General features: G+C 60.2%; 23 protein-coding genes, 2 tRNA genes and 1 pseudogene. 8 read left to right on the forward strand and 18 right to left on the reverse strand.

The window, feature by feature from the left end:
• Positions 1-529: 529 nt before the first annotated feature.
• From IP91_RS14190 to IP91_RS14215, 7 genes and pseudogenes are all read right to left on the reverse strand, one after another.
• Positions 530-1,870 carry an AAA family ATPase gene (locus tag IP91_RS14190; protein WP_145649713.1) on the reverse strand — a complete coding sequence of 447 codons (1,341 nt, stop codon included), beginning with the start codon at positions 1,868-1,870 and terminating at the stop codon, positions 530-532.
• Positions 1,867-2,823 carry a reverse transcriptase domain-containing protein gene (locus IP91_RS14195; protein WP_145649714.1) on the reverse strand — a complete coding sequence of 319 codons (957 nt, stop codon included), beginning with the start codon at positions 2,821-2,823 and terminating at the stop codon, positions 1,867-1,869. Before IP91_RS14195 ends, IP91_RS14190 begins: the two co-directional genes overlap by 4 nt.
• 337 nt (positions 2,824-3,160) lie before the next feature.
• Positions 3,161-4,921: a P-loop NTPase fold protein gene (locus tag IP91_RS14200; protein ID WP_145649715.1), complete on the reverse strand. Its 1,761-nt coding sequence runs from the start codon at positions 4,919-4,921 to the stop codon at positions 3,161-3,163.
• A 151-nt stretch (positions 4,922-5,072) separates the two neighbouring features.
• Positions 5,073-5,420: a hypothetical protein gene (locus IP91_RS14205; RefSeq protein ID WP_145649716.1), complete on the reverse strand. Its 348-nt coding sequence runs from the start codon at positions 5,418-5,420 to the stop codon at positions 5,073-5,075.
• 825 nt (positions 5,421-6,245) lie between these two features.
• Positions 6,246-6,743 carry an IncQ-type mobilization protein MobB gene (locus IP91_RS26770; protein ID WP_371860622.1) on the reverse strand — a complete coding sequence of 166 codons (498 nt, stop codon included), beginning with the start codon at positions 6,741-6,743 and terminating at the stop codon, positions 6,246-6,248.
• 328 nt (positions 6,744-7,071) lie between these two features.
• A pseudogene (locus IP91_RS26775) lies at positions 7,072-7,485 on the reverse strand (relaxase/mobilization nuclease domain-containing protein); the annotation flags it as partial.
• Positions 7,475-7,864, reverse strand: a complete 390-nt coding sequence (locus IP91_RS14215; RefSeq protein ID WP_145649718.1) for a plasmid mobilization protein — start codon at positions 7,862-7,864, stop codon at positions 7,475-7,477. The pseudogene IP91_RS26775 and the gene IP91_RS14215, both read right to left, overlap by 11 nt.
• Before the next feature lie 72 nt (positions 7,865-7,936).
• On the opposite strand from IP91_RS14215, the gene IP91_RS14220 reads away from it, so the two are divergent.
• Positions 7,937-8,248, forward strand: coding sequence for a hypothetical protein (locus IP91_RS14220; protein WP_145649719.1), 312 nt, complete (start codon positions 7,937-7,939; stop codon positions 8,246-8,248).
• Position 8,249: 1 nt separating this feature from the next.
• Here the strand turns inward: IP91_RS14220 and IP91_RS14225 are convergent, their stop codons facing one another.
• From IP91_RS14225 to IP91_RS14240, 4 genes are all read right to left on the reverse strand, one after another.
• A complete protein-coding gene (locus tag IP91_RS14225; protein ID WP_145649720.1) occupies positions 8,250-9,512 on the reverse strand; it encodes a tyrosine-type recombinase/integrase in 1,263 nt (420 codons plus the stop codon).
• A 230-nt stretch (positions 9,513-9,742) separates the two neighbouring features.
• A tRNA-Ser gene (locus IP91_RS14230) sits at positions 9,743-9,833 on the reverse strand.
• A gap of 274 nt (positions 9,834-10,107) precedes the next feature.
• Complete coding sequence (gene acs / locus IP91_RS14235) at positions 10,108-12,123, reverse strand: acetate--CoA ligase (RefSeq protein ID WP_145649721.1); 2,016 nt, start codon at positions 12,121-12,123, stop codon at positions 10,108-10,110.
• Positions 12,124-12,250: 127 nt separating this feature from the next.
• Positions 12,251-13,384: an acyltransferase family protein gene (locus IP91_RS14240; protein WP_145649722.1), complete on the reverse strand. Its 1,134-nt coding sequence runs from the start codon at positions 13,382-13,384 to the stop codon at positions 12,251-12,253.
• Positions 13,385-13,530: 146 nt separating this feature from the next.
• Between IP91_RS14240 and IP91_RS14245 the strand changes: the two genes are divergently transcribed.
• The 6 genes from IP91_RS14245 (at position 13,531) to IP91_RS14270 (ending at position 18,131) form a co-directional block, all read left to right on the forward strand.
• On the forward strand, positions 13,531-14,142 hold the full coding sequence (locus tag IP91_RS14245) for a TIGR00645 family protein (RefSeq protein WP_145649723.1): 612 nt from the start codon (positions 13,531-13,533) through the stop codon (positions 14,140-14,142).
• Positions 14,143-14,184: 42 nt separating this feature from the next.
• Positions 14,185-15,711, forward strand: a complete 1,527-nt coding sequence (locus IP91_RS14250; RefSeq protein ID WP_145649724.1) for a fumarate hydratase — start codon at positions 14,185-14,187, stop codon at positions 15,709-15,711.
• 19 nt (positions 15,712-15,730) lie between these two features.
• Positions 15,731-16,573: a glutamate racemase gene (gene murI / locus IP91_RS14255; protein WP_229474402.1), complete on the forward strand. Its 843-nt coding sequence runs from the start codon at positions 15,731-15,733 to the stop codon at positions 16,571-16,573.
• A gap of 183 nt (positions 16,574-16,756) precedes the next feature.
• Positions 16,757-16,832: transfer RNA gene (locus IP91_RS14260), tRNA-His, on the forward strand.
• An 83-nt stretch (positions 16,833-16,915) separates the two neighbouring features.
• Positions 16,916-17,584 (forward strand): pentapeptide repeat-containing protein, encoded by a 669-nt coding sequence (locus IP91_RS14265; protein WP_145649725.1) that lies wholly within the window; start codon positions 16,916-16,918, stop codon positions 17,582-17,584.
• Positions 17,585-17,672: 88 nt separating this feature from the next.
• Entirely contained in the window at positions 17,673-18,131 is a 459-nt protein-coding gene (locus tag IP91_RS14270; protein WP_145649726.1) for a hypothetical protein, read from the forward strand.
• Between the two features lie 262 nt (positions 18,132-18,393).
• Here the strand turns inward: IP91_RS14270 and IP91_RS14275 are convergent, their stop codons facing one another.
• From IP91_RS14275 to dusA, 7 genes are all read right to left on the reverse strand, one after another.
• Positions 18,394-18,771, reverse strand: a complete 378-nt coding sequence (locus tag IP91_RS14275) for a hypothetical protein (RefSeq protein WP_145649727.1) — start codon at positions 18,769-18,771, stop codon at positions 18,394-18,396.
• Between the two features lie 127 nt (positions 18,772-18,898).
• On the reverse strand, positions 18,899-19,072 hold the full coding sequence (locus tag IP91_RS26240; protein ID WP_199754598.1) for a hypothetical protein: 174 nt from the start codon (positions 19,070-19,072) through the stop codon (positions 18,899-18,901).
• A 49-nt stretch (positions 19,073-19,121) separates the two neighbouring features.
• Positions 19,122-19,691 (reverse strand): hypothetical protein, encoded by a 570-nt coding sequence (locus tag IP91_RS14280; RefSeq protein WP_145649728.1) that lies wholly within the window; start codon positions 19,689-19,691, stop codon positions 19,122-19,124.
• A 187-nt stretch (positions 19,692-19,878) separates the two neighbouring features.
• Positions 19,879-20,214, reverse strand: a complete 336-nt coding sequence (locus IP91_RS14285; protein WP_145649729.1) for an energy transducer TonB — start codon at positions 20,212-20,214, stop codon at positions 19,879-19,881.
• Between the two features lie 44 nt (positions 20,215-20,258).
• Entirely contained in the window at positions 20,259-20,594 is a 336-nt protein-coding gene (locus IP91_RS14290) for an energy transducer TonB (protein ID WP_145649730.1), read from the reverse strand.
• Between the two features lie 58 nt (positions 20,595-20,652).
• Positions 20,653-22,464: a methyl-accepting chemotaxis protein gene (locus IP91_RS14295; protein ID WP_229474404.1), complete on the reverse strand. Its 1,812-nt coding sequence runs from the start codon at positions 22,462-22,464 to the stop codon at positions 20,653-20,655.
• Positions 22,465-22,914: 450 nt separating this feature from the next.
• Positions 22,915-23,856, reverse strand: coding sequence for a tRNA dihydrouridine(20/20a) synthase DusA (dusA, locus tag IP91_RS14300; protein WP_307724422.1), 942 nt, complete (start codon positions 23,854-23,856; stop codon positions 22,915-22,917).
• A gap of 298 nt (positions 23,857-24,154) precedes the next feature.
• Here dusA and IP91_RS14305 point away from each other — a divergent pair, with 298 nt between their 5' ends.
• Positions 24,155-25,246, forward strand: a complete 1,092-nt coding sequence (locus tag IP91_RS14305; protein ID WP_145649732.1) for an ATP-binding protein — start codon at positions 24,155-24,157, stop codon at positions 25,244-25,246.
• The last annotated feature ends 67 nt before the right edge of the window (positions 25,247-25,313 follow it).

Genomic DNA, 25,313 nt, shown 5'->3' on the forward strand with positions numbered 1-25,313 from the left:
GGGCGATTCGAAGAGCCCCGCGCTGGCAGGCGCGAGTCTTCGAATCCCCCACGGAGAGTCCGCAGGGACTCTCCTTCTCTCCGCCATGAAACAAAAAAAATTGCCGCCTGGAGGCGACCATGTTTTTTGTATTCCTGGGAGAGGGGGATTCCTATTATTAGCGGAATCCCGCATGGCTGTTGGGTTTGCGCGATTGTGGACTTGGGTGTACCCCCAAACATGCCCCGCACGGTTGCGTTGATCGGCACGGCGACCAGAGCGGATGACCGACTCGGGCCGGTTGCCATCCTCGGCTTGGGCCGCTATCGACCCAAAGCGGACGGTCGAACAATGATGAATCCGTGGCCGCGCATTGAAGAAAGCCGTCTTTAAGCGCCTCGCAAGACGTGCGCACGTTTCTGAGTTTAGGGTCATCACCGCAGCGTCCAGCCGCTGATCAAGTCCGGGCTGCGCTCGTGCTTGGTCCTATGAGATCAATCGACCATCAGATCGCGTCATGCATGCTGAAAGTTCGCGACAAGTACAGGCATTATGCAGGGTCCACGAGGAAGTATTGCAGGACAGCGACAAGGTCCTGAAGCGCAACATCATTTTTTTCAATCAAGTACTGAAAAATTTCTTCCTGTGTCGCTATCTTCTTTTGCTGAAGATGGTAGTGAAAATCTTTATAGCCTGTAAAATCCTTCCGTTCGCTCACGAAAGGGAAGTCGGGGTCCGTCTCGCGATACACATAGAGAGCCTTTTCGACGCTTTCAATTGGAATCATATGCACTCGCGGATCTTGGCAGTATTTCTCGTTTTTCTGATCCCCGTCGAGTATCGAAATCACCTTTTCGGGATCTGCCAAGAACTGCTCCCTCTCATTTTGCCGCATCAGATTGACAACTTGCGGGCCGCCTCCCATTGGAATAATTTTGTAGCGAAAAAATACTCTCGGACAAAATTTTCCTATCAAGGCTTTTAAGAACCCTAGCAGCACCTCATCCTCGGTCAAGATGTATCGGTCCCACCCTATGAATCCGAACAGACGCGCTTTTGCATCGCTATATGAGGTCAGCCTAATCGACGCCTGACCGTTCAAATTTTCCATGAAAAAAAGTTCGGAATCATCGTCAATCTGGCGCATCAACGCGAGCGAGTGGGTTGTAAAAAGTATTTTGCATCTGAAGCGCGCACAGAAGGATCTTAAGCAACGCGACAAATTTGCCTGCGCTGCAGCGTCAAGAGAAATATCGATTTCATCAATCACTATCAGCTGTGCGGTTCCTTTGATTGTCCGATAGAGGTTAATAAGAAAATATTCTCCGGAACTCAAATAGTCTTCGCGGATGTAAGTGCCATCACCCTTCACGATGGCATAGTAACGTTTTCCCTTGACGCTGACCTCGACCATGTTTGAAAAGCGATTTGAACAGTAGATCTCATTTAGGAAATCAATGAGTTCACCAGGTTGCACATACACGCCGAGCGCAATCGCTTTGCGAATGTCCAGATCAGCCTCGCTAGCGCTTTTGAAGTAATTGAAGCGCGACCCGTGCGGAATCGGAAGTTCTGCAGCAATCAGATTTCGCAATGCCGGAGGTATCGCCTGGCGGCAGTTCAGCGATCGAATCCTGCGGTCAAAGTCGAACAGCACTTCGACCCCATCGACGACATAGGTGATTTTGCTACTGGTGGAAAACGCATGAGGTGTCGCAGTGCTAATAAAGGTATCAGCATTAGCAAGATTGCGCAGCGCTCTGACTAAGGTGGTTTTGCCCGTCCCATTTCGTCCTACGAGGCATACCAGACCAGGTACGGACAGGTCTAGGTCCAATGTCAAGTGTGCCAGATGTTGGATCGACTCCAGGGTGATTTTAAATTGCGTCATCGAGCCGTCTTGTGAAGGAAGCTATCGATGACCGTACTGCCGAACTTGATCCTCATCTTTTCGAGATACGCCTCGTCCACAGAGTGAACGTAACTGATGAGGCCGCTCAACCGTTCTAGCCCAGCTTCCATCACCTCGTCATTCTCCTCGGCGAAGATTTTCGCCAAACGGGAGCGATCGGTTACGTAGAAATAGAGCAAAGTCTCTACCCGATCACGCACATTTCGGTCAACAACTATGCCGCCTGTTGGCAAAACTACGAACCCGAGAAGCTTTACTTTGCGTCCGATAGTTGTGAGCTTGGTCTTGTCTTGATTTAGTCGAAAACTATCTCCGAGCTCAGCTCTCAAGCATTCTTCTACGACCTGACCTACATCATTTATCGCTGCACGAGAACCAGCGGAAATGATGATGTCATCAGCGTAGCGAGTGTATATCCAATTCCGCGCGCAGCTGGTAGCGGCCAAGCGCGCATCGAACCCCAGCAGACATGCATTGCTCAGTATTGGCGAGGTCGAGTAGCCGATTGGAAGCGCACCCTCGATTGTTAGCAAGCGGACAATATGTTCGACATGCTCGGCCAAATCAGCGACTGGGGTAGATGCTTGATCAAGAACCCTACGGATTAGGCTCGACGTGATACTTTCAAAGAAGCGCTCTAGATCAGTCTGAAAAAATGCTCGGCTGTAGGCATGAGGGGTCACCGCCTGGAGCAGCGAAGCACCTTTGCGGTATGCAAAGGAAACCGAATCGTTCACTGGGAGGTAGTCAAGAAGAAACCCGGTGATGAATTTATGAAAATCCTTCAGCGTCGGCGACGGTTTGTAAATCGTTCGACTCTTCCAAGGGATCGGGCTGTAGTGCTCTTCGGGTTTAAGGGCTAGGAACTCGTCGAACCGATACTTGTCGTGATACATCGCATCGAACAGCTGATGCAGCGGCTGTGGATTCATGAGTGACCCAAATCATCGTGCAGTTGCAAAGCGGCGTTGACCTCTTCGGATCGAATCCCAAATACGAAATGCCCGGTCGCTAGCCAGCGACCGGGCACACGTAAATTCATAAATCGCCCTAGGGACCAGACATTAGACCGGAGCTGCTCCTAGTCGCTGGTATGCAAAAATTCTACCATAAGTATGACGAAGGTGGTGGGAAGAACGATGTAAGTCCGCTTCTGGCCGATCTCGGCCGTTCGCCACATTGTAGCCGTTGCCGCACCAAAAAATTCATGGTCTCTCACGACAGGCTGCTCTCGACCCAAAGCGGACTGTTGCCAAGGCGTGCGCCAGCCTACGTGGTTGCTTCATCAGCTGCTGTCGTGTTGGCGTCCGGTTGCCCCACATTGAGGTTGGTATAAAGCTTCGCGTCTTTGAACAAATCCTCGATTAGGCTTGCCCAGCGCGTTTCGGCGTGTTCGATTCGAATTCTCTTGCATGCGTCAAGGAAGTGCTGAGGGCTGGAACCGAAGTGCGGCGCGTAAGTACCACGGTTGGCGTAAATGTCGAGGTTCTTGAGCATGAACAACTTGAGCTGTTGGCCACGGATGCTCAAGATTGTTCGCGTGAAATCGTCAACGGTCGCCGCTTGCATGACGGCCTCCTCAGAAGAGTTCCACCCGTCACTCCTCGCAAGGTAGAGACATACGTCCAACAGGGTTCTAGGCTGCTCGACGCGAACGCGCGCCTCTGCGAAAGCAGCCGCGATCGAAGGATGCAATGCGCGTCCCGTCCAGTTATCGAATACGAATTGTCTGGGATCCGCGCCCGGCGCCGCTGCCATCTCCCGCACTTGATCGACCCACAAGGACACAATCTGTTCAGAAATCGCCGCCCCTCCCGGCAATTTAACGAGGTAATCGTGCAGTGAGGTGACGCTATAGCAGTCCAAATGCGGCACATCGGCGAGCAACACACCTGCTGCCTCCACGATTTTTGCGGGCGTTAGTTCAGGATTCCATATTGTGGATTGGAAGAACTCGCCCACGCGTGCCTGTGCTCCAGTGCGTTCCTGCTCCCGACAATAGCGATCGACGACCGCATCGACTGCCGAACGGTCAACAAGGCCGGCATTCAGGTAGTCGGACACAAGCTTTTCATATTCGTCAGTGTACGAGATGCCGAGACGATTAAGCAGGAGCATCCATCGCGCATGTAGCTTGTCTTCATCGCTTGCTTCCTCGCCACGACGCTCGCGCTGGCTCCGTGCGATTTCGCGGCCCACATTAGACTGGGAGTCGAGAACGAAGGCCATGGTCGGGCCGTCCTCGATGCCCTTGTAATGGATGGCGGACAGCAGCACCGTGGAAGGAATGACGCGGTCTAGAACGTCATCCGGAAGCGTCAAATGCGCGGCAAGGATTTTGTTTGCAGCGCGGATGACCTTGCGAATTATCCTGATGTTGCTGATGCCGCAGGCTTCGACCGCCGGCTTGATCTTTGCTGCGAACGGACTCGGTGAAAGCTGGATACCGATGTCGAAGGCCTCTGCCGCAGTCGTGTCAAGCCGCAACTCTTCATCAATGACCTTCTCTCTGAATTTTTCCCAGACAGTCCTGTCGGCGAGCTGGTCAGTGTTCAGTATAAGCAGGATCCTGCAGCCGTAGTTTCGTGTGAAGTCGTCTATGAAACCCAAGACTTCATCGATTGTAAGTTTCTCATGTTTGCGCTCGATGTCATCGATCACGATGAACTTCTCTCGCACAATGGCTGGGACGGCAAGCAGGGCGAATTCGTCCAAGGCTGTTCCGAGTTTGAAAAGTCCCTGTGCACCATTCTTTATGGCACTAATCGCGCCCTTAACTGTATCTGCCTGAGGCCCCTTCCTCTTAATCATAGGTACCGCTGATTGGGCAAGCTTCAGCTTCAACTCGGCGATCGTAGCGACGCCAAACAAAGAAACGTACAGCGCCTCCTGAATATGGCTATCCGTCGAAGCTTTGCGGAGGCTGTCCCACATATGGCTTTTGCCCGTGCCCCATTTTCCGGAGAGCGCCATGACCCTTACCTCGCGGTCGGCGATAAGATCTTGTAGGGTGACTTTCGCTATCGACATGCTCATATGATGGAGTTCAACGTGAAATATCTCCTAACGTGACGCTTCTGTGACGCCTATTGGCGCGGGGGACCGCCTTTGGCCGATTCCTGCCGTCCAGTGCTGGGACGCTCGCCACATCATGCATATTGCCTTGATGCATTATACGCTTTTACCGCAGTACTTTAGCTTTTTTGGTCTTTGCAAGCGCCCAGGCAGCAAGTGCGCCGCAGACAATAGAAGTCACAAGTGCGATAAGCGGGGCGTAAACCAGAAGCGCCACGCGCCCCATTCTTTCCGATTCAGTCCACTGTGCAAGTGACGAACATGCGGCTTTTATTTTCTCAATATCCCTTGCCGCAGCAAGAGCTGCACTGAAATTCTCATAGACATGAGGCGCGCCTCCCAAGCTCATAAAATACATGGCTATCAGCTGTAGTAACGTAGCTGCAGCCGAGAGGATGCACATCGCAAGGATGAGCCAAAAGAATTTACGTGAATCCATCGTCGTCAGTACCATACCAAAGTCTGATTCTGGCCGATTGCTGCAATTCAGAACAGCATATCATGTTGCCACGCTGAAAAGATCATGTACTGTAACAAATGACCGACCGAATGAAGGTTTCGTAGGAAGTTTGTTCTCAAACGTGTCGTAGATCCGCATCATTTTAAGCAGAGCATATATTTCTTGTATTTTTATTATTTAATATTTTTGATATCGAGAAATGGAAGATGAATGCTCAACGCCTGTGCCCGCGTGACTTCGCCTGATTTGGCAAAACCAGAACTGATACGTTGCTTTGAATATCTTTGTTTCTGTCTTCAAACATCGTTCGCGCACGTTCCAACCAGAATTTAGCGTTCTGGCTGATCTTGGTACTTTCCTTACGAGCGAACACATAATTTACCCGCCAAATACTATCCAGATCGTTCCCAAGATTTACGAAGCCCGCGAGCCGTCCATATCCAGCGTTGACTATTTTCTTCCTGGCATCAGTGATCAAGCCCATCAGCTCCAACTCAGCCAGACGACGGAGCTCCGCAGGTAATGTCCTATTGGATAATTTCACCCACGCTTCAAATTCATCGCGAGCAATTTCGATGCTGACCGCTGGTACAAGTCCCTCGCGGCTCATCTTCGCCAAGTCGTCGCCATTGAGCGCGCCAAGGAGCGCCAGGCCGTGCTCGCCGTTCGGTCGGATGAAAATGTTGTGACCTCTCGCATTCATCCGCTGCAGCCACGCGACGTTCTTCAACACCTGATCCGTACTCCATTCCTTCTGGATCGGCTTCCCACTGATCACCTCGCGAAGCAGCACGTCGAATTGCTTCCCGCCCAGTGCCGCTATCTGACGTTGGATCGCTTCCTGGGTGGTGTCTCGGGACTGAAGACCACTGCAGCTCCTTTGATGCTCGGCTCGGCCTCCAAGGCGTAGCGGGCTTGCCAGAGCCACAATGCGCTCACGAGCAAGCCACTCAACAGCCCTGTGATCACTACCAACAGATAGTGACGCCATTCGGTCTGGCGGGCCGCTGCGTCCATGTTGCTGGCTGCCTGCTGCGCCTGTGTCGATGCCTGGGTCAACGCCTTGGTCGCTGCCTCGACCTGGCTCTTGAACCTCTCTGCCTGATCGCGGCCCTGCTGCTCGATCTCCGTCAGGGTCTGCCGCGTTTCGTCCGTCAGTGCGGCCATCGCCTGCGCCAACGGCTCCAGCATCGATGCCAGCTGCTCCACGTTCTCGATGCGGGCCGAGTGCAGTGCCTCGATCCCCTGCCCCAATTTGTCCAGGCGTGCCGCATTCGAGGCAGCGGCCAACTGCTTCAAAGTCTCGCTCTTTGTCATAACCCACTCCCTGTTTTGCCAGTCCTGACGGGCTGTATCGCTTGCCCAGGTCACTGCCCTTCATCGTCACGCCATCCAGCCGGTACGACAGGCCCGATAGCTTGGTGCCATCGAGTTGTGTTACCGGTACGAGTTCTACGCCCGCCGCCGCGAGGCGTGCGGCATAGTCTGCGAAGCCCGAGCAGCGCGCCATCGCCGCATCGCAAAGCTGCTGCAGCTGCTGGCGCGTCGACGCATGCCCGTTACGCAGCCCTTCTTCGATTTCCCCTTTGGTTGCAGCGCGGCGTTCGCAGTTCTCGGACAGCCCGACCTGTCGCAGCCCGAGGTCACGTTCGATCTCGCGCATCAACACCTCCTGTCGGCGGTAGTCGTGACTATCGCTGGTCACCGCGCCATCGAACTGGATCCGATTCGCCAGCAGGTGGATGTGCTCATGGTCCGTATCCGTGTGTCGCGTAACGATGTACTGGTTCCGGTCCAGTCCCATGCCATGCAGGTAGCGCCGCCCTATCTCGATCCACTGCGTGTCCGTCAGGTGTTCGCCTGGTGCCGCCGACAACGACACGTGCAGCACTGCCTTGCCGAGGCCCGGCCGAAGCTTGCGAATCTCTCCGAATTCGGTGGCCAATGCGCGTGTGCCGCCACCGTTCATGTTCGTGTCGATGACGCGGCCCTGCTCCTTGCCCAGGTCGTATTCGAGCGCACCGCGGAAGCCGCGGCCCTTGACGGCTTTAGCGATCATCACTGCCTCCGTCGATGCCAAGTAGCGCGAGACGCAAGCGGCGCGTCTCGGCAGCGACGCGTTCGAGCAGGCCACTCGCCACGGTCACCGGCTTGCCTTCGTTAGCAAGATGCGCGAGCTGGTTCAGGTTTGCTGCAAGCCGCGCCAGTTCGGCGTACTGCTCGCGATTGATGGCCGCGACAGGCGGGGAAGGCAAGCGCCGCGCGAGTGCCGCTTCACGCAGCCACTGCGCCGGTGTCATGTGCATGTGCGCCGCCTTCGACTTGAGCGCCACGTACTCGCTTGCGGACACGCGCACGCCGATGGTCGCACGCCGCACTGCGTCCGGATCGCCCTTGGGGCGGCCGCCGTGGGATCTGCGCGTCGAATCGGGCGACATGGTGTGGGCCTGGGCGTTTGTGCAGTTGAACTTGGACCGAGCGTAGCGAGGGCGCCCCGCAGGGCAAGCCGTTTGAGCGAAGCGAAAACATGGCTTGCTCCTCACCAGCTGCTCGACATGAACCACTGTATCGTCTTGCGCAGGCTCACCCCTGCGGCGCATCAAACACCGGAAGCACTGCGAAATGACAAGGAAAGGGCGAATCGTCCAGGATCATCCACCGGCGTCCGCGATCGTCCTGGCGCGGACTACGATTGCACTGCGGATGATCTGGAGGGGGAAAAAGCGTTTGGCAGGGAGAAATCGAAGACGCTGCGGCCGGTGGTGGTGGTGGAGGCGCTGGCGTGTCGCCAAGCCTCCAAGCGCGATAGTGAAGACGTTTGAACTAGGGCGATGCTGTCCGGGCGCCTGTAACCGTGGGCCGCAGCGATAAGACGTCGATGTAATCAGCCCAGTCCTGCATCATCTTCTTGCGCTCGGCGAGGAACTGGGCGCGGTCGTAGGCGCTTGCGACCTTGTCTCTGGGAGCGTGTGCCAGCTGGCGGTCTACCACCTCGTGCCGGTACCCCAGGCGCTCCTTGATGGTACTCATGGCGAGTGCCCGGAAGCCATGCCCCGTCATGCGCCCCTTGTATCCCATGCGCCCGAGCACCACGAGGAGAGTGTTATTGCTGATCGGCTTCTTGGGATCACGCTGGTTCGGGAACAGGTACTTTGACCCGCCTGTAATCGCATGCAGTTCGCGAAGTAGCGCGATGGCTTGCCGTGACAGGCACACATGATGGTTCGTGGTGTCCGGGTTGACCGTCAGCTTCCCCCGCTTCATCCGCTGCCAAGGAATGATCCACTCGCCCTTTTCGAGATCGATTTCGCTCCATGGCGTCTCGATAAGCTCACTGGTCCGGACGAAGATCAACAACATCAATCGCAAGGCGATCCGCGTCGGCTGGAACATGCGCGCTTCGTTGCGCTCCAGGGAGGCCAGGAAGGCTGGCAGTTCGTCGGCATCGATAGCGGCGAAATGCGAGGCCCGCCGGGACTTCAGCACGTCCTTCATGTCGACCACCTGATTGCGTTCGGCCAGTCCGCACTGGATGGCATAGCTGAAGATCTGCGAGCAGACCGCCTTGAGACGCTTCGCGATCTCGGTGGCGCCCCGTTCCTCGATCTTGCGCAGGGCTTCGATGATGTCGCGATGCTTCAACTCGGTGATCGGCCGCGAACCGATACGGGGAAAGATGTCTGCTTCCAGTCGTACGATCATGTTCTTGGCCGTGCGTTCGCTCCATGTCGGTACCTTGTTGGCGTACCACTCGCGCGCGATCCTCTCGAACGTATTGGCGGCGCGGTCGGTCAGCCGCCGCTTGGCATCGTCGCGGTGCTTTCCTGGATCGACACCTTGGAGCATCAGGCGGCGCGTCTCAAGCCGTCTCTCCCGGGCGTCCTGCAGCGTAACCTCCGGGTAAGGTCCAAAGGTCAGCCGGTTTTCCTTCCCATTTTGCTGCCGATACTTGAAACGCCAGATACGCGAGCCACTCGGCATCACATCAAGGTAGAGCCCGCCGCCATCGAACAGCTTGTAGGGTTTGTCCTTGGTCTTGGCGTTTCTGACCTGGATGTCGGTCAACGGAACAATGAGCTTCGGCATACGTCACCTCCATAGAATCATGCGTTGGAGGACGTTAGACCAAGTTTTGGGGCATGGTTCTCTGAAGGGGGCACATGATGATCTGAATCATGCTCCTAAAAGCGTTGGATGCACACGAACACAACTGGACGTTGGCGGACCTTCAAAAACAAAAAAGCCCCTGTAGCACGGGCTAGAGGGGCTTCTGTTGGACTTTCCTGGACCTGCCGGGACTGTTCGATGTGAATCCTTGGCGGAGAGAGGGGGATTCGAACCCCCGGTAGGCTATGAACCTACACACGCTTTCCAGGCGTGCGACTTAAACCACTCATCCATCTCTCCTGCATTCCCGCATCGCGAGAGCCGCAGATTATAGCAGGTGAGATGTAGAGTGCAAAGTTTTTCTTGGGCAAGGGGAGCGGGGAGAAATTACGCGGGCAACCATAGGTGCGCAGAGACCAGGAATGCAAGCGTCGAGGGCTACGGGTGCTCCCGAACCGGTGCCTGACACCCTCATGCGGACGGAGTATCCGCAGTGGTTGTCAGACACCAGTACTCATCGGCAGCGGCGGCCAATGCCAGCGTCAGCGCAGCCGAGCCGGCAGGCGCAGCAAGCTTACGAAGTTTCCTTCAACTGCTCCAGAATGGCCGGGTTCTCGAGCGTCGACACATCCTGCGTAATGCTCTCCCCTTTCGCCAGCACGCGCAGCAGCCGCCGCATGATCTTGCCGGAGCGGGTCTTTGGCAGGTTGTCGCCGAAGCGGATCTCCTTCGGCTTGGCGATCGGGCCGATCTCCTTGCCCACCCAGTTGCGCAGCTCGAGGGCGATCTTCTTCGCTTCTTCGCCGGTCGGGCGGGCCTGCTTCAGCACGACGAAGGCGCAGATCGATTCGCCCGTCGTGTCGTCCGGACGGCCGACGACGGCCGCTTCGGCGACCAGCGGGTTCGCCACCAGCGCGGACTCGATCTCCATCGTGCCCATGCGGTGGCCGGAGACGTTCAGCACGTCGTCGATGCGGCCCGTGATCGTGAAGTAGCCGGTGTCCTTGTTGCGGATCGCGCCATCGCCGGCCAGGTAGTACTTGCCGCCCAGTTCATCGGGGAAGTAGGCGGACTTGAAACGGTCCGGGTTGTTCCAGATGGTGCGGATCATCGACGGCCACGGACGCTTCACCACCAGGATGCCGCCCTGCCCGTTCGGCACGTCGGCGCCGGATTCGTCGACGATGGCGGCCATGATGCCCGGCAGCGGCAAGGTGCAGGAGCCCGGCACCATCGGCGTGGCGCCCGGCAGCGGCGTGATCATGTGGCCGCCCGTTTCCGTCTGCCAGAACGTGTCCACGATCGGGCACAGTTCGCGGCCCACGTTCCGGTAGTACCACATCCACGCTTCCGGGTTGATCGGCTCGCCCACGGTGCCCAGCAGGCGCAGGGACGTCAGGTCGAAACTCTTCGGGTGCACCTTCTCGTCCGCATCGGATGCCTTGATCAGCGAGCGGATCGCCGTCGGTGCCGTGTAGAAGATCGACACCTTGTGCTTCTGGATGTTCTCCCAGAAGCGGCCCGCATGCGGGAACGTGGGGATGCCTTCGAAGATCAGCTGCGTGGCGCCGACCGCGGTCGGGCCGTAAGCGATGTACGTGTGGCCCGTGACCCAGCCGATATCGGCGGTGCACCAGTAGACGTCGTCCGGCTTCACGTCGAACGTCCACTTCATCGTCAGCGCGGCCCACAGCAGGTAGCCGCCGGTGGAGTGCTGCACGCCCTTCGGCGTGCCGGTCGAGCCGGACGTGTACAGGATGAACAGCGGATGCTCGGCATCGACCCATTCCGGTTCGCAATCGGCCGACTGGCCATCGACCAGGTCGGACAGCCAGGTGTCGCGGCCGGCGTTGAACGCCACGTTGCCGCCGGTGCGCTTGTACACGACCACGTTCTTGATGGACTCGCAGCCGCCCATGGCCAATGCTTCGTCCACGATCGCCTTCAATGGCAGGTGCTTCCCGCCGCGCAGCTGCTCGTCGGCGGTGATCACGGCCACGGCGCCGGCATCGATGATGCGCTCCTGCAGGCTCTTGGCAGAGAAGCCGCCGAACACCACCGAGTGCGTGGCGCCGATGCGCGCGCAGGCCTGCATCGCGGCCACGCCTTCGACGGACATCGACATGTAGATGATGACGCGGTCGCCCTTTTTAATCCCCAGCGACTTCAGGCCGTTGGCCAGCTTCGAAACCTTCTCGTGCAGCTGCGTGTAGGTGACGTTGGTGACGGTGCCATCGTCCGCTTCGAAGATGATCGCGGTCTTGTCCGCGTTGCCGTTCTGCAGATTGCGGTCGAGGCAGTTATACGAGACGTTCAGCTTGCCGCCATCGAACCAGCGGTAGAACGGCGCGTCGTCCTCGTTGAGGGTGCGGGTGAACGGCGTCTGCCATTCGATGTTCTCACGGGCCAGACGCGCCCAGAAGCCTTCGTAATCGCTTGCCGCTTCGTCGCACAGCGCCTGGCACCCGGCCATGCCGGACACGGCGGCCCTGGCCACGAACTGCTCGGGAGGCTGGAAGGTGCGGCTCTCGACGGGGCCCTGCTGTTCGGTAGCAGAGCTACCCGAGTTGACTTCGGCTGGTGCGTTCATGCTTGTCTCCGTTGTGGTGTAGTTTGCCAAAACAGTAAGGCGACCCGCTTACAGCCCCCTTACACCGGGCCGCAATGGCGGCCCGCCGGCAAACGGCAATACTGGCATTCTAACCACAATCGCCGATTCACGAGGACGACGCCTCCGCTTCGGCCGGCAGCCGCCGCCGCAGGCGATCCAGCAGCGCGCGCCGGACCGCGCGACCCAGGCGGATCTCCAGCAGCCAGTGGGCCAGCGCGGCCACCGGCAGCGCGAACAGCACGGTGATAAAGACCTGCGCCCACGTATGCGTATCGATGCCGAACCACGCGAGCAGGCGGGCGAGCACCGTCTGTCCCAGGTAATGGGTGAGGTACATCGAGTACGACACGGTGCCGGCCCACACCAGCGCGGACGGGGGCGACAGCACGACCGTCTTGCTGGCCAGTGCCAGCGCCAGCACCATCAGCGCCAGTGGCCAGCCCCACGCCGCCGGGCCGTGGAAGGTGCCGATGCGACCGAAACCATACCAGGCGGCGAAGCCGATGCCGCAAACGGCCAGCTGCCACGCCACCCGCGTACTGCGCACGCGGAACCAGCGCTGCAGGTACAGGTGGCCGATCGCCACGCCGGCCAGGAATTCGTACACGATCGGGTTCGTCACCAGTTGCAGCGCAGCGCCCGGCAGGTCGAGGTGCTGGCGCACATCGAGCGTGGGCCCGCCACTCGCCAGCGGCACAAGGACGAGCGTGAGCAGCATCCACGCCCAGAACGCGACCCAGCGCAGCCGCCCCGCCAGCATGCACAGGCCGAACACGAGATAAAAGTACATCTCGAAGGCGAGCGTCCAGCCGAGCGGGAAAGCGAAACCGAAAAACGGCGGATCGAGCGGATCGACGGGCAGGAACAGCAGCGACCGAACGAACACGCCGATGTGCGCGGGGTCGCTGAAGTAATCGGCACCGTGGACCAGCAGGACGTAGGCGAGCGTGATCACCGCATAGGCCGGCCAGATGCGCGCGAAGCGCTTCACGCCGAACGTCGCCGCCGCGTGCAGGCCGGTGGCGCCGGGCGTGGTGTACACCATGATGAAGCCGCTGATGAGGAAGAACAGGTCCACGCCCATCGCGCCCGGCAGAAACAGGCGGTCGGCCAGCGCGTACTGGTCGGTGTCGAGCAGCAGGTAGCGCGCATGCGTGAGCACCACGAGCAGCACCGCGATGCCGCGCAATGCCTGGATCCACTGCAGCTTGTCGTCGCGCTGTTCGTCGGCTTCCGTCATGCGCCTGGTCTGTTATGAAAAACGCCAGAGTGTAGCACCGGAGCGTTGTTTGCGGCCCCGCGCAACGGCTGCGGCGGCTGCGGCCATGAGCCCCGCGGTGTAAAATGCCGGGTGTTTTTTTGCCCCCAAACAGGAGAAGCAGTACGATGGATGATCCGACTCGCCCGACCGTCAAGCGGTTGAGCCCCGTTCCCGCCTTTATCTTCATGTCGCGGTGGCTGCAGCTGCCGCTGTACCTCGGCCTGATCCTCGCGCAATGCGTCTACGTGTTCCACTTCTGGGTCGAACTGAAGGACCTGATCGGCGCCGCGATGGGCAACGAAGCCTCGCTGCAGCACATCTTCCAGGCCGTCGCCGTGCCGGGTGCCGCGCTGCCGGAGAAGCTCAACGAAACCACGATCATGCTGGTGGTCCTGGGCCTGATCGACGTGGTGATGATCTCGAACCTCCTGATCATGGTGATCGTGGGCGGCTACGAAACCTTCGTCTCGCGCATGCACCTGGAGGGTCATCCGGACCAGCCGGAATGGCTGTCGCACGTGAACGCCTCGGTGCTGAAGACGAAGCTGGCGATGGCGATCATCGGCATCTCGTCGATTCACCTGCTGAAGACGTTCATCAACGCGCAGTCGTACACCGAGAAGACGCTGATGTACCAGACGGTCATCCACGTGGTGTTCCTGCTGTCCGCGATGGCCATCGCGTACACGGACCGCCTGATGACGTCCACGCACAAAGATTCGAAGAACGCGCACTAAGTTCAGTTATCCCAAACCAGCCATTCGCTAGTGAGTTTATCCATGACCATCATCAAGCAAGACGACCTGATCGAATCCGTGGCGGCAGCGCTGCAATACATCAGCTATTACCACCCTGCCGATTACATCCAGCACCTGGCGCGTGCGTACGAATCCGAGCAGAGCCCGGCCGCGAAGGATGCGATTGCGCAGATCCTCACGAACTCGCGCATGTGCGCCGAGGGCAAGCGCCCGATCTGCCAGGACACCGGCATGGTCAACGTGTTCCTGAAGATCGGCATGGGCGTGCGCTTCGAGGGTTTCCGCGGCACGGTCACGGATGCGGTCAATGAAGGCGTGCGCCGCGCGTACAACTTCGCGGACAACAAGCTGCGCGCCTCGATCGTGGCGGACCCGCACTTCGAACGCAAGAACACGAAGGACAACACGCCGGCCGTCGTCCACATGGAGCTCGTGGAAGGCAATACCGTGGAAGTGGCCGTGGCAGCCAAGGGCGGCGGCTCCGAGAACAAGACCAAGTTCGTGATGCTGAACCCTTCCGACTCGCTGGTGGACTGGGTGCTCAAGACCGTGCCGCTGATGGGCGCCGGCTGGTGCCCGCCGGGCATGCTGGGCATCGGCATCGGCGGCTCGGCCGAGAAGGCCATGCTGCTGGCGAAAGAGTCGCTGATGGAAGACATCGACATGTACGAGCTGAAGCAGCGCGGCCCGCAGAACAAGCTGGAAGAGCTGCGCATCGAACTGTGCGACAAGATCAACGCGCTGGGCATCGGCGCACAGGGCCTGGGCGGCCTGACGACGGTGCTGGACGTGAAGATCAATATGTACCCGACGCACGCGGCCTCGAAGCCGGTCGCCATGATCCCGAACTGCGCCGCCACGCGCCACGCGCACTTCGTGCTGGATGGTTCGGGCCCGGCCTACATCGAACCGCCGAAGCTGTCGGACTGGCCGGACGTGTCGTGGGCGCCGGATACCGAGAAGTCGCAGCGCGTCGACCTGAACACGCTGACGAAGGAACAGGTGGCTGCCTGGAAGCCGGGCCAGACCCTGCTCCTGAACGGCAAGATGCTGACGGGCCGCGATGCCGCCCACAAGCGCATCCAGGACATGCTGGCCAAGGGCGAGCCGCTGCCGGTCGATTTCACCAACCGCGTGATCTATTACGTGGGCCCGGTGGACCCGGTGGGCAATGAAGTGGTGGGCCCGGCCGGCCCGACGACGGCCACGCGCATGGACAAGTTCACCGACATGATGCTGGAGAAGACCGGCCTGATTTCGATGGTCGGCAAGGCCGAACGGGGCCCGGTCGCCATCGAGTCGATCCAGAAGCACCAGTCGGCATACCTGATGGCCGTTGGCGGCGCCGCTTACCTGGTGTCGAAGGCGATCAAGAACTCCCGCGTCGTCGGCTTCGAGGACCTGGGCATGGAAGCGATCTACGAGTTCGACGTGGTCGACATGCCGGTCACCGTTGCCGTCGATTCGACCGGCACCTCGGTGCACAACACGGGTCCGAAGGAATGGTCCGTGAAGATCGAGTCGCTGAAGAACGCTGTCCCGGCCTGATTCAGCGAAGGAGACCTCGATGATGCAGCCTGCTCATCCCATGCATTCCGTGAATGCCGAGGCGCCGATCGGTGTGTTCGATTCCGGCGTGGGCGGGCTGTCGGTGCTGCGGCATATCCATGCGCAGCTGCCGCACGAGCATCTGGTGTACTTCGCCGATTCCGGCCATGCGCCGTACGGTGACCGCGCAGAGGCGTGGCTGGTGGAGCGCTCGCTCGCCGTCGCCCGCTTCCTGTTCGGGCAAGGCATCAAGGCGCTCGTCGTCGCTTGTAATACCGCGACGGTGGCGGCCATCAAGGCCATCCGAGCCGAATGGCCCGGCATGCCGATCGTGGGCGTGGAGCCGGGCCTGAAGCCGGCGGCCGCTGCCACCAGTTCCGGCAAGGTCGGCGTGCTCGCCACCGACAGCACGCTGCATGGCGCGAAGTTCCTGCAACTGCGCGACCAGATCGCGTCCGCCTCGAACACCGAGTTCCTGCTGCAGCCCTGCATCGGCCTGGTCGACCAGATCGAACTGGGCGAACTGGGTTCGAAGGAAACGGTAGCGCTGCTGGAAGGCTATGTGGTGCCGCTGCTGAAGGATGGCGCCGATACGCTGGTGCTGGGCTGCACGCACTACCCGTTCGTGGAGCAGGTCATCCGCGGCATCGTCGCCGAACATGCCACGCATCCCGTGGCGCTGATCGACACCGGCGACGCCGTCGCCCGCCAGCTGGCCCGCCTGCTGGAAGGCGCCGGCCTGCTGCGCCCCGCCGGCACCGCCCAGCTGCGCGGCTACACCACCGCCAGCGCGAGCGTCCTTGCCGACGCGTTCCGTGGGCTGCTCGGTCTCGCACCCGTCATCGAAGCTGTCGACGTGTAAAACCGGAGACAGACCCATTGAACGAAATTGCCGAGAAAATGGGGACAGACCCCATTTTTAAGGAAATTTCCGTAAAAACAAGGTCAGTTCCGATTTTCTCTGAAAAGGGGTTTGCCAGTTGCCAATCGGCCTAGTATAATTCGGCCTCTGTTGCGCTACTGGCGACACAGAAAGAAGTCAGTGGTGGCTGTAGCTCAGTTGGTAGAGTCCAGGATTGTGATTCCTGTTGTCGTGGGTTCGAGCCCCATCAGCCACCCCAAAGAATTAAGCGAGAAAGGTCACCTGCTTCGGCATGTGGCCTTTTTTGTTTTGGCGCGTCATATCGAAGAACCAAGTTAAAGCATGCAGATCACTGGACAAACGCTGGACCGCAACGCCATCGAAACCCTGCTCGCCGGCGGCGCGCGGCAATTCGAGGAATGCGACCTGGATGGCGCCGACCTGTCGCGGCTCGATCTGCGCAACTGCACGTTCGTCAGCTGCAGCGTGGCGGAGACCTCGTTCTACGCGGCCACGCTGTCCCAGTCGACGTGGCGCCGCTGCCGGGGCCGCGAGGCGGACTTCGCGGCGGCCGACCTCACGGATGCGCAGTTCCATGGCTGCGACCTGAACAACAGCAGCTGGCGCCGCGCGCGCCTGGCGTCGGCCATGCTGAAAAGCTGCAAGCTCACCGGTGCGAACTTCGAGGAGGCTGCCCACCTTGGCCTCACGTTCGAGGAATGCCTGCTGATCGGGGCGGACCTGCGCCGCATGTCGTTCCGCAAGGCGACGCTACGCCAGCTCGATTTCAGCGATGCCGACCTGGCTGCCTGCGATTTCCGCGATGCCGTGTTCGAAGGCGGCAGCCTGCGCAGCGCCAACCTGAAACAGGCGCGTTTCGAGAATGCGGACCTGCGCGAAGCGGATCTGGGCGGCCTGTCGCTGGCAGACGTCAAAGTGTTCAAGGGTGCGCTGATTTCGGTACGCCAGGCAGCCGAACTGATGGCGGAAATGGGACTGCGGGTAGCTTGATTCCAGTCACTAAGAAATCATGCAATAAGTTTCCGCACGGCATATTTTTAACGGTAAGATATCGTATCCGAATCCACCAGAAACGATCATGACCGAAGTAGCCGACGCGCCCAAACTCAAGGAACTCAGTACCTACAGCAAGGACACCCCGGTTGGCCGTCCCGGCATCGATGGCCGCGCCGGCGTGTTCGTGCCCACGGAGAGCTTCGACCTGGACAGCTCCACCACGATCCGCAAGGGCGCTGGCGTGGTCGGCTTCGGCAATCCGGACGGTTCGCTGACGATCTACTTCGAAGCCAACCGTTTCGACGAAACCGGCCTGCACAAGTGGGCCAACAAGATCCGCAAGGCCTATGACCGCCTGGTGATCGTGGCACCCACCGTGTCGAAAGCGAAGATCGATGCAAAATACCTGGAACTGATCGGCTACATCGACGGCACCGGCATCCACGTCAAGCAGCTGGAACGCCTGACCGAGTGGCTGACGATCTCCAATGCGCTGGACACCGCGCCGGACACCAATATCATCACCTTCGGCCGCCGCTGAGCAGCAGCAGTCAAAAAAAATGCGCAGGCCGGACAGCCTGCGCAACATGACGAGCGATCCTCCTACAACCTCTCGTAACTTTTGGCCGATGACTGCAGAATCCTCCTGCCTTAAGATTAACTTAAGTCAAAAGGAGCCCATCATGGCACGGCACATTCCCCTCACCTTCAGTTCCCTCCTGCTCGGCCTCGTGGCCACGAGCACCTACCTGCTGTGCTCCACCGAAGGTCTGGCCCACGCCACGCTGTTCATGATCCGCTGATCAGCGGCGACCACGGCCCCAGCCCCGGCCGCCACCCCAGCCGCGGCCACCGCCCCAGCGGTGGTTGGTGAACATGAAATCAAGCCCGATCGAGACCGGCGGATAGTAATAGGCCGGCGCCGGCGCATACACGGGGGCGGGCACATACACCGGTTGCGGAACATAGGCAACCGTCGGAATTTCCTCAGTTGTATACGTGACGTTCGACCCTGCACTGGCATACGTGCCCGGCGCCACCGGCGTCACGGAAACGGTGCGCCACGCATAGGGATCGACGGACTGCGAAGCATACGGCTGTGCGTAATACGGACCCGGTACGGCGCAGCCGGTCAAGAGTGCAGCTGCTGCAACCACGGGCAAGATCAACAGGTTTTTCATGGCAAATCTCCTTCCCAATAGTGAACTATAAGGAATTCCGCGTCCGTCCAACGGAGTTTTACACACCGTTACAGCGCTAAACAACAGCGCAACGTTCGGCGGACGCGGGTACCGGAACCTGCCGGACTTAGTGGTGGCGGGCCTGCTTCTTGCCGCCGCCGGCGCCTTCGCTGGTACCTGCCTTGGTGTGGCTTGCCGCCTCCTTGCCCTGCTTGGCTTTCTTGGCGGACGGGGTGGATTTCTCTTCCGCCTCGGTGGTGGACTGCTTGTTCTGGCTGCCTGAAGATTTCGACTGCGTCATCACATCCTCCGTATCGTTCCGATTGCAGCAGGCCCATGCCTGCCGTGAATCAAATATACGGGATGTCGCAGTTGTCCAGCGCACGCCCATTCTCATCGAGGCGCTGGGCGCAGATCTCGAAGCGCACGCCGTAGTCGAAGTCGATCCGGTACACCTTCCCGTACGGCAGCGCCACGCCCTGCTGCGTCACCTTGCGGTACGACAGCGCCGGCACATCCGAGGGAATCGCCATCGACGTGTGGAAGTCGCGGCGGCGGTCCTGCTGGCGGCGGTGCACATCGACCAGCACGCCCACGTCCAGCGTCACGCCGCCGGCCATGTAATCCCAGCGCGTGATGCTGCGCGAAGCGCTCAGCACGCCCCACGCGCAGGGCACGGCCTGATCGGTACACCCCTTGAGCTGTGCCAGCGGGAAGATTTCCTCGTGGTTCGCCAGCTGCGCCAGAGGCCAGGCGGTGCGCACGCCGTCGGCCTTGCCGGACAGCGGATTCGTCCAGCTCATCTTGTTGACGATGGAAACGCTCTGCTTGGCGCGTGCAGGGTCATTGGGATTGCGCATCATGCTGCAGCCGGACAGCAGGGCGATGGTCAGCAGGGGCAGGCAGAGCGGTCGGTTCATGTCGGTCAACTGGCAGGTGATACCCCCAGATTAACAGATGAACGTGCACGTCAACAACTGCATAGAAGAACAGCAAATAAAGGAAAAATAAAGGCTGTCGCAGCGCCCAAAAAAAACGGCCGACTCTGGGAGCCGGCCAAACAAGGGGTAAAGCTAGAAAACGGTCAAACGGTCAAACAGGGAAAACTCAGTCCAGCTTCCAGGCGTAGTCGACTTTCGTCCACGTTTCGGCCGGTGCGCCGTCCTTCGTGCCCGGCTTGAACTTGCAGGCGGACAGCGATTTGATCGCGGCCTTGTCCAGGTTCTTGAAGCCGCTCGACTTCTCGACCTTGGAATCCTTCACTTCGCCACCGGTGGAGACGAGGAAGGACATCGACACGGTGCCCTGCTCTTCGTTCATCAGCGAGGCTTTCGGATATTCGGCCTTGCAGTTCTTGGCATCGAAGGAAGCCGGCACTTCGGCGGCGGATGCGGTACCAGCGACGAGGATGGCGGCAACCAGCCAGAGCTTGTTCGTGGACATGTGGATTTTCCCTGTTTAGTTAATGTGAATTAATGACAGATGTTTTACAGCGACCAGACGTAGTCGACCTTCGCCCAGGTCTGGGCGGCGGCGCCGTCTTTCGTGCCCGGCTTGAACTTGCATGCGCTCAGCGCCTTCAGGGCAGCCTTGTCCAGGTTCTTGAAGCCGCTCGATTTCTCGACCTTCGACTCGACCACGTCGCCACCGGCGGACACCAGGAAGGCCATCGAGACGGCACCCTGCTCTTCGTTCATCAGCGAGGCTTTCGGGTATTCGGCCTTGCACTTGGCGGCGTCGACGCTTGCAGGCACTTCGGCGGCGAAGGCGGCGCCGGAAACCAGGGTTGCTGCTGCGATAAAGGTGATCAGATGCTTGTTCATAATTTCTTCCCGAGGATTATTGAAAACGTATTGAAGTCGATTGAATCAGGTTTGATGCTTAAAATTCTTCCCACTCGTCCGCGCCGGTCGTGGCCGGAGCGACGACTTTTTTCGGCTTGGCAGCCGGGGCGGATTTTGCGGAGGCGGCAGGCTTGGCTGCAGCAGCCTTGGCCGGTTTGGCCGGTGCCTCCGGCGATTTGCCGATGGCCACCACCGGCTTGCGCACGGCGGCCGGCTTGGTGTTCGTGACGCTCGGCACCGATTTCGCGGCGGTGGCCACGGCTTCGATCACGGCGCGTTCTTCGCCCGCTTCCAGCTTGAAGATGGACACCACGCGGGTCAGTTCCGATGCCTGGTCCTGCAGGCTCTGCGCGGCGGCGGCAGCTTCTTCCACCAGCGCGGCATTCTGTTGCGTCATGCCGTCCATCTCGATGATCGACAGGTTCACCTGTTCGATGCCGGCGCTCTGTTCCTGGCTGGCGTTGGCGATCTCGCTCATGATGTCCGTCACGCGGCGCACCGAGTTCACCACTTCGTCCATCGTCACGCCGGCCTGGCCCACCAGTTTCGAACCGCGTTCCACCTTCTCGGCGGAGTCGCCGATCAGCGCCTTGATTTCCTTGGCGGCGTTGGCGGAGCGCTGTGCCAGGTTGCGCACTTCCGATGCCACGACGGCGAAGCCGCGGCCCTGTTCGCCGGCACGGGCTGCTTCGACCGCAGCGTTCAGCGCCAGGATGTTGGTCTGGAAGGCGATGCCATCGATCACGCCGATGATGTCGACGATCTTGTTGGCCGATTCGCTGATCGAGCTCATCGTGTCGACCACCTGCGACACCACGGCGCCACCCTTGCGGGCCACGTCGGAGGCGCTGGCCGCCAGCTGGTTCGCTTCACGGGCGTTGTCGGCGTTCTGGCGCACGGTGGACGTCAGTTCTTCCATCGCGGAGGCCGTCTTTTCCAGCGACGACGCCTGCATTTCGGTACGGGACGACAGGTCGATATTGCCGGCGGCGATTTCACGCGAGGCGGTACCGATCGTTTCGGTGCCCACGCGGACCTGGCTCACGATGTCCACCAGGCTGTCACGCATGTCGCGCATTTCGGCCAGCAGGCTGTCCTTGTCGTTGCCGTCGGTATCGATGGCCACGGACAGGTCGCCGTTGGCGATGCTGCCGGCGATCGATGCCGTGTATTCCGGTTCGCCGCCCAGCTGCTTGAGCAGGCCGCGGGTGATCAGGTAAGCGGCGGCAACCGAGATCAGCACTGCCAGCACGCCCATGCCGATCATGAAGTTGCGGGCGCTGTTGAAGCCTTCGGCCGCGTCGATCTTCACCTGGTTGTTCAGCTTGTCTTCAAACGCACCCAGCTGGTCCAGCGCTTCCATCCACTTCTTCTGTGCGGGACGGATTTCCTTGATCAGGATCTTCGTCGCGCCCATGGCATCGTTGGCTTTCCACAGGGCGGAAGCGCGTTCGATGGCCGGCAGTGCCACGGCTTCGTGTTCCTTCACCTGGGCCAGCAGCTTCTTCTCTTCCGGCGCCGCTTCGATTGCGAACTGGGCTTCCAGCGTCTTCAGGGATTTGTCGTACTTGGCCGTCTGTTCCTTCAGGCGGGCAAATTCCGGTTCCATGTCGGCCGGGTCGGCCATCAGCGTCAGCGTGCGCAGCGAACCGATACGATCCGACACGTTGTTGCGCATGTCGATCACGAGGCGCGTCACGACGTTGTTCACGCTCACCACGTGGTCCAGCCGGTCCTGGATCTGTGCCAGGCGGAAGATACCGACGACCGTCACCGCTACCAGGAACAGCAGCACCAGTGCGAATCCGAGACCCAGCCGGGTCCCCACCTTCATTTTGCTCAAATTCATTTCGGCTCTTCGTTAAATATAGTTATTGATTGCCAGATGAGATTTCTTTGACTCATCGACCCTTGCCATCACGCAAGTAATGACAGTAGCAAACATTGACTGCGAATGCAAAACTAGGGATTCAAAACGCGGAACTGCTGTGGTTTTTTATTCCTGTCGCACACATCATGGATAGAAAGAATGTGTGTCTGTGCGGAAATTATAATTTGATGGATTGCCGAGCGGCAAGCAAAATCAATCCGTAGAAGCCCTTAACGAGGCTTTCTATGGGGAAATTGCGACAGTCCCGCAGGTATGCGGGCAGAAGGGTGACGCCGGCCGTTGTTTGCCGGGTTCAGGGTGAGGTTTTGATACAACGCAAAGGCGTTGCAAAGGTGGAGCGGACGGTGTGAAGACCGTTTTGCAAACGCATGCAAAACAAAGATGTTTCCAACCGCCCCTGCCTGCCGGTTACCGCCCCTGGAGGGCTTCCAGCAGCAGGTCCGGATTGCCGGCGGCGAGCCTTTTCGAGTCGGATAGCGTCTGGCGGAACTGGCGCGCGCCGGGCACGCCCTGCATCAGGCCCAGCATGTGGCGCGTGATGGTATTGAGCTTCAGGCCGCGGCCGCCCTCCTTCGCCAGCTGGGCAGCGATATACGGCATCATCGCGCGCAGCACTTCCTCGCGATTCTTCACCGGCGCCGGGTCGCCATAGTACTTGCTGTCGAACGTGGCCATCAGATAGGGATTGTGATACGCCTCGCGGCCCAGCATCACGCCATCCACGTGCTGCAGGTGCAGGTCGATCTCCGCTTCCGTCTTGATGCCGCCGTTGATCAGGATCTCGAACTGCGGGAAGTCGCGCTTCAGGCGGTAGGCATAGTCGTACTTGAGCGGCGGGATCTCGCGGTTTTCCTTCGGCGACAGGCCCTTCAGGATCGCGTTGCGGGCGTGGACGATGAAGGTGGTACAGCCGGCATCGGCCACCGTGCCGACGAAATCGCGCACGAAGTCATAGCTTTCGCTGTCGTTGATGCCGATGCGATGCTTCACCGTGACATCGATCGACACCGCGTCGCGCATCGCCTTCACGCAGTCGCGCACCAGCTCCGGCTCGGCCATCAGGCACGCGCCGAACGCGCCCTTCTGCACCCGCTCGGACGGGCAGCCGCAGTTCAGGTTGATCTCGTCGTAGCCCCACTGTTCGCCCAGTTTCGCGGCGATGGCCAGGTCGTGCGGATCGCTGCCGCCCAGCTGCAGCGCCACCGGATGCTCTTCTTCGCTGAACCGCAGGTGCCGCTCCACGTCGCCGTAGACCAGCGCGCCGGTGGTCACCATCTCTGTATACAACCAGGTGTGCTTCGTGATCTGGCGGTGGAACACGCGGCAGTGGCGGTCGGTCCAGTCCATCATCGGGGCAACGGAGAGGCGGCGGCCTGGGGCCTTGGCGGCAGCGGCGGTAGGGACAGGGACGGTGTTCATGGCGACAAGGAATGCGGTGGGCCGCACATTATATAGAGAGTGCGGGCCGGTGACAGCGGCCGCATCGGCAGAGAGTGCCGGCCCGTGACAGCGGCCGCATCGGCAGAGAGTGCGGGCCCGTGACAGCGGCTGCATCGGCAGGACCGGATGCCCGCATGGCCAAGCTGGCGCTCCGGCCGGGCGATTCTTGGTAAGTTGCAGTCCTCGACGATGACGATGTTTTCACAGGATGCCCTCCCTGTCCGATACCGCGCCGGCGCCCGGTGCACATGCGATGCAGGCCCTGCGGGATGACGTGCTGCTGCGCTGGCGGCAGCGCCTGTCCGACGAGGTGGCATGCCTGGCAACGCTGCCCGATGCCCTGCTCTTCGATTCGATGCCGGCGCTGTACGACCAGCTGAGCATCTCGGTGGCGGAGCCCGCTGCGCTGCGCTGCACGAACATCGCGCGTGCCCATGGCGCCGAACGGGGCCGGCTGGCCGGCTGCCGCAGCGGCGACCTGCTGCACGAGTTCCAGCTCCTGCGCAACTGCATCGTCGAAGTGGCGTATGAACGGGGCGAGATGCTGGGGCTGCAGGACCTGGCCGCGATCGTCACGATCTGCGACCTCGCCGCGCGCGACGCGATCGACGAGTTCGAGCTGGTGCGCACACGCGAGCACGAGCTGACGCTGACGACACTGTCCGCCATGCTGCGCGGCCACCTGCACGTGGCCGAACTGGCCGCCCAGCGCATCATGCGCACCGGCGACCGCGAACGCATCGACGTGCTGGCCAACCGCATCCGCACCCGGCTGGCGCAGATCGAGACGGACCTGGACGGCGCCACGCGGGATGACGCAGCCCTCTCCGACCGGCTGCCGCTGCTGCTATCCACGTTCGACCTGGCGGCACTGGTGCGCGAAGCCTGTGCCGATTCGGGCCGCGCCGGCTGCACCATCGATGCCGATGCCGTGACCGTGACCTGGTGCCGCATCTCGATGAAGCGCGCGCTCCTCAACCTGCTGGCCGATGCGGCCATACCGGATGGCGGCGGCAGCGCGGGGCCGGCCACGATCACCGTCCGGCAGGCGCATGCCCGCGCCACGATGACCGTGCATCACCGGCACGTGCTGCCGCCGGATGCGGTGCGCAACCTGTTCTCGGCGCGGAACAAGGGGCTGCACCCCACGGTGCGCGAATGGGGCACCGGCCTGGCCTTCGTGCGCGACGTGGCCGAAAGCCATGGCGGCAGCGCCATCGTGCACAGCGCGGCGGGCAGCGGCACGGAGTTCATCGTGGACGTGCCGCTCGATGCCAGCCCCTTCGTGCCGCATGGATGACCCCCTGCGCTCACTTTCTTGATTAGATCGCCGCTTGCGTTGACACTGCCTGAGCGAATCCCGATAC

The organism is Pseudoduganella lurida (assembly GCF_007830455.1).
Classification (GTDB): domain Bacteria; phylum Pseudomonadota; class Gammaproteobacteria; order Burkholderiales; family Burkholderiaceae_D; genus Rugamonas; species Rugamonas lurida.

Coding starts and splice junctions, on each gene's coding strand:
- IP91_RS14190 (WP_145649713.1), bottom strand. CDS start 1,870: ATGACGCAATTTAAAATCACCCTGGAGTCGATCCAACATCTGGCACAC.
- IP91_RS14195 (WP_145649714.1), bottom strand. CDS start 2,823: ATGAATCCACAGCCGCTGCATCAGCTGTTCGATGCGATGTATCACGAC.
- IP91_RS14200 (WP_145649715.1), bottom strand. CDS start 4,921: ATGTCGATAGCGAAAGTCACCCTACAAGATCTTATCGCCGACCGCGAG.
- IP91_RS14205 (WP_145649716.1), bottom strand. CDS start 5,420: ATGGTACTGACGACGATGGATTCACGTAAATTCTTTTGGCTCATCCTT.
- IP91_RS26770 (WP_371860622.1), bottom strand. CDS start 6,743: ATGACAAAGAGCGAGACTTTGAAGCAGTTGGCCGCTGCCTCGAATGCG.
- IP91_RS14215 (WP_145649718.1), bottom strand. CDS start 7,864: ATGTCGCCCGATTCGACGCGCAGATCCCACGGCGGCCGCCCCAAGGGC.
- IP91_RS14225 (WP_145649720.1), bottom strand. CDS start 9,512: ATGCCGAAGCTCATTGTTCCGTTGACCGACATCCAGGTCAGAAACGCC.
- acs (WP_145649721.1), bottom strand. CDS start 12,123: ATGAACGCACCAGCCGAAGTCAACTCGGGTAGCTCTGCTACCGAACAG.
- IP91_RS14240 (WP_145649722.1), bottom strand. CDS start 13,384: ATGACGGAAGCCGACGAACAGCGCGACGACAAGCTGCAGTGGATCCAG.
- IP91_RS14245 (WP_145649723.1), top strand. CDS start 13,531: ATGGATGATCCGACTCGCCCGACCGTCAAGCGGTTGAGCCCCGTTCCC.
- IP91_RS14250 (WP_145649724.1), top strand. CDS start 14,185: ATGACCATCATCAAGCAAGACGACCTGATCGAATCCGTGGCGGCAGCG.
- murI (WP_229474402.1), top strand. CDS start 15,731: ATGATGCAGCCTGCTCATCCCATGCATTCCGTGAATGCCGAGGCGCCG.
- IP91_RS14265 (WP_145649725.1), top strand. CDS start 16,916: ATGCAGATCACTGGACAAACGCTGGACCGCAACGCCATCGAAACCCTG.
- IP91_RS14270 (WP_145649726.1), top strand. CDS start 17,673: ATGACCGAAGTAGCCGACGCGCCCAAACTCAAGGAACTCAGTACCTAC.
- IP91_RS14275 (WP_145649727.1), bottom strand. CDS start 18,771: ATGAAAAACCTGTTGATCTTGCCCGTGGTTGCAGCAGCTGCACTCTTG.
- IP91_RS26240 (WP_199754598.1), bottom strand. CDS start 19,072: ATGACGCAGTCGAAATCTTCAGGCAGCCAGAACAAGCAGTCCACCACC.
- IP91_RS14280 (WP_145649728.1), bottom strand. CDS start 19,691: ATGAACCGACCGCTCTGCCTGCCCCTGCTGACCATCGCCCTGCTGTCC.
- IP91_RS14285 (WP_145649729.1), bottom strand. CDS start 20,214: ATGTCCACGAACAAGCTCTGGCTGGTTGCCGCCATCCTCGTCGCTGGT.
- IP91_RS14290 (WP_145649730.1), bottom strand. CDS start 20,594: ATGAACAAGCATCTGATCACCTTTATCGCAGCAGCAACCCTGGTTTCC.
- IP91_RS14295 (WP_229474404.1), bottom strand. CDS start 22,464: ATGAATTTGAGCAAAATGAAGGTGGGGACCCGGCTGGGTCTCGGATTC.
- dusA (WP_307724422.1), bottom strand. CDS start 23,856: ATGATGGACTGGACCGACCGCCACTGCCGCGTGTTCCACCGCCAGATC.
- IP91_RS14305 (WP_145649732.1), top strand. CDS start 24,155: ATGCCCTCCCTGTCCGATACCGCGCCGGCGCCCGGTGCACATGCGATG.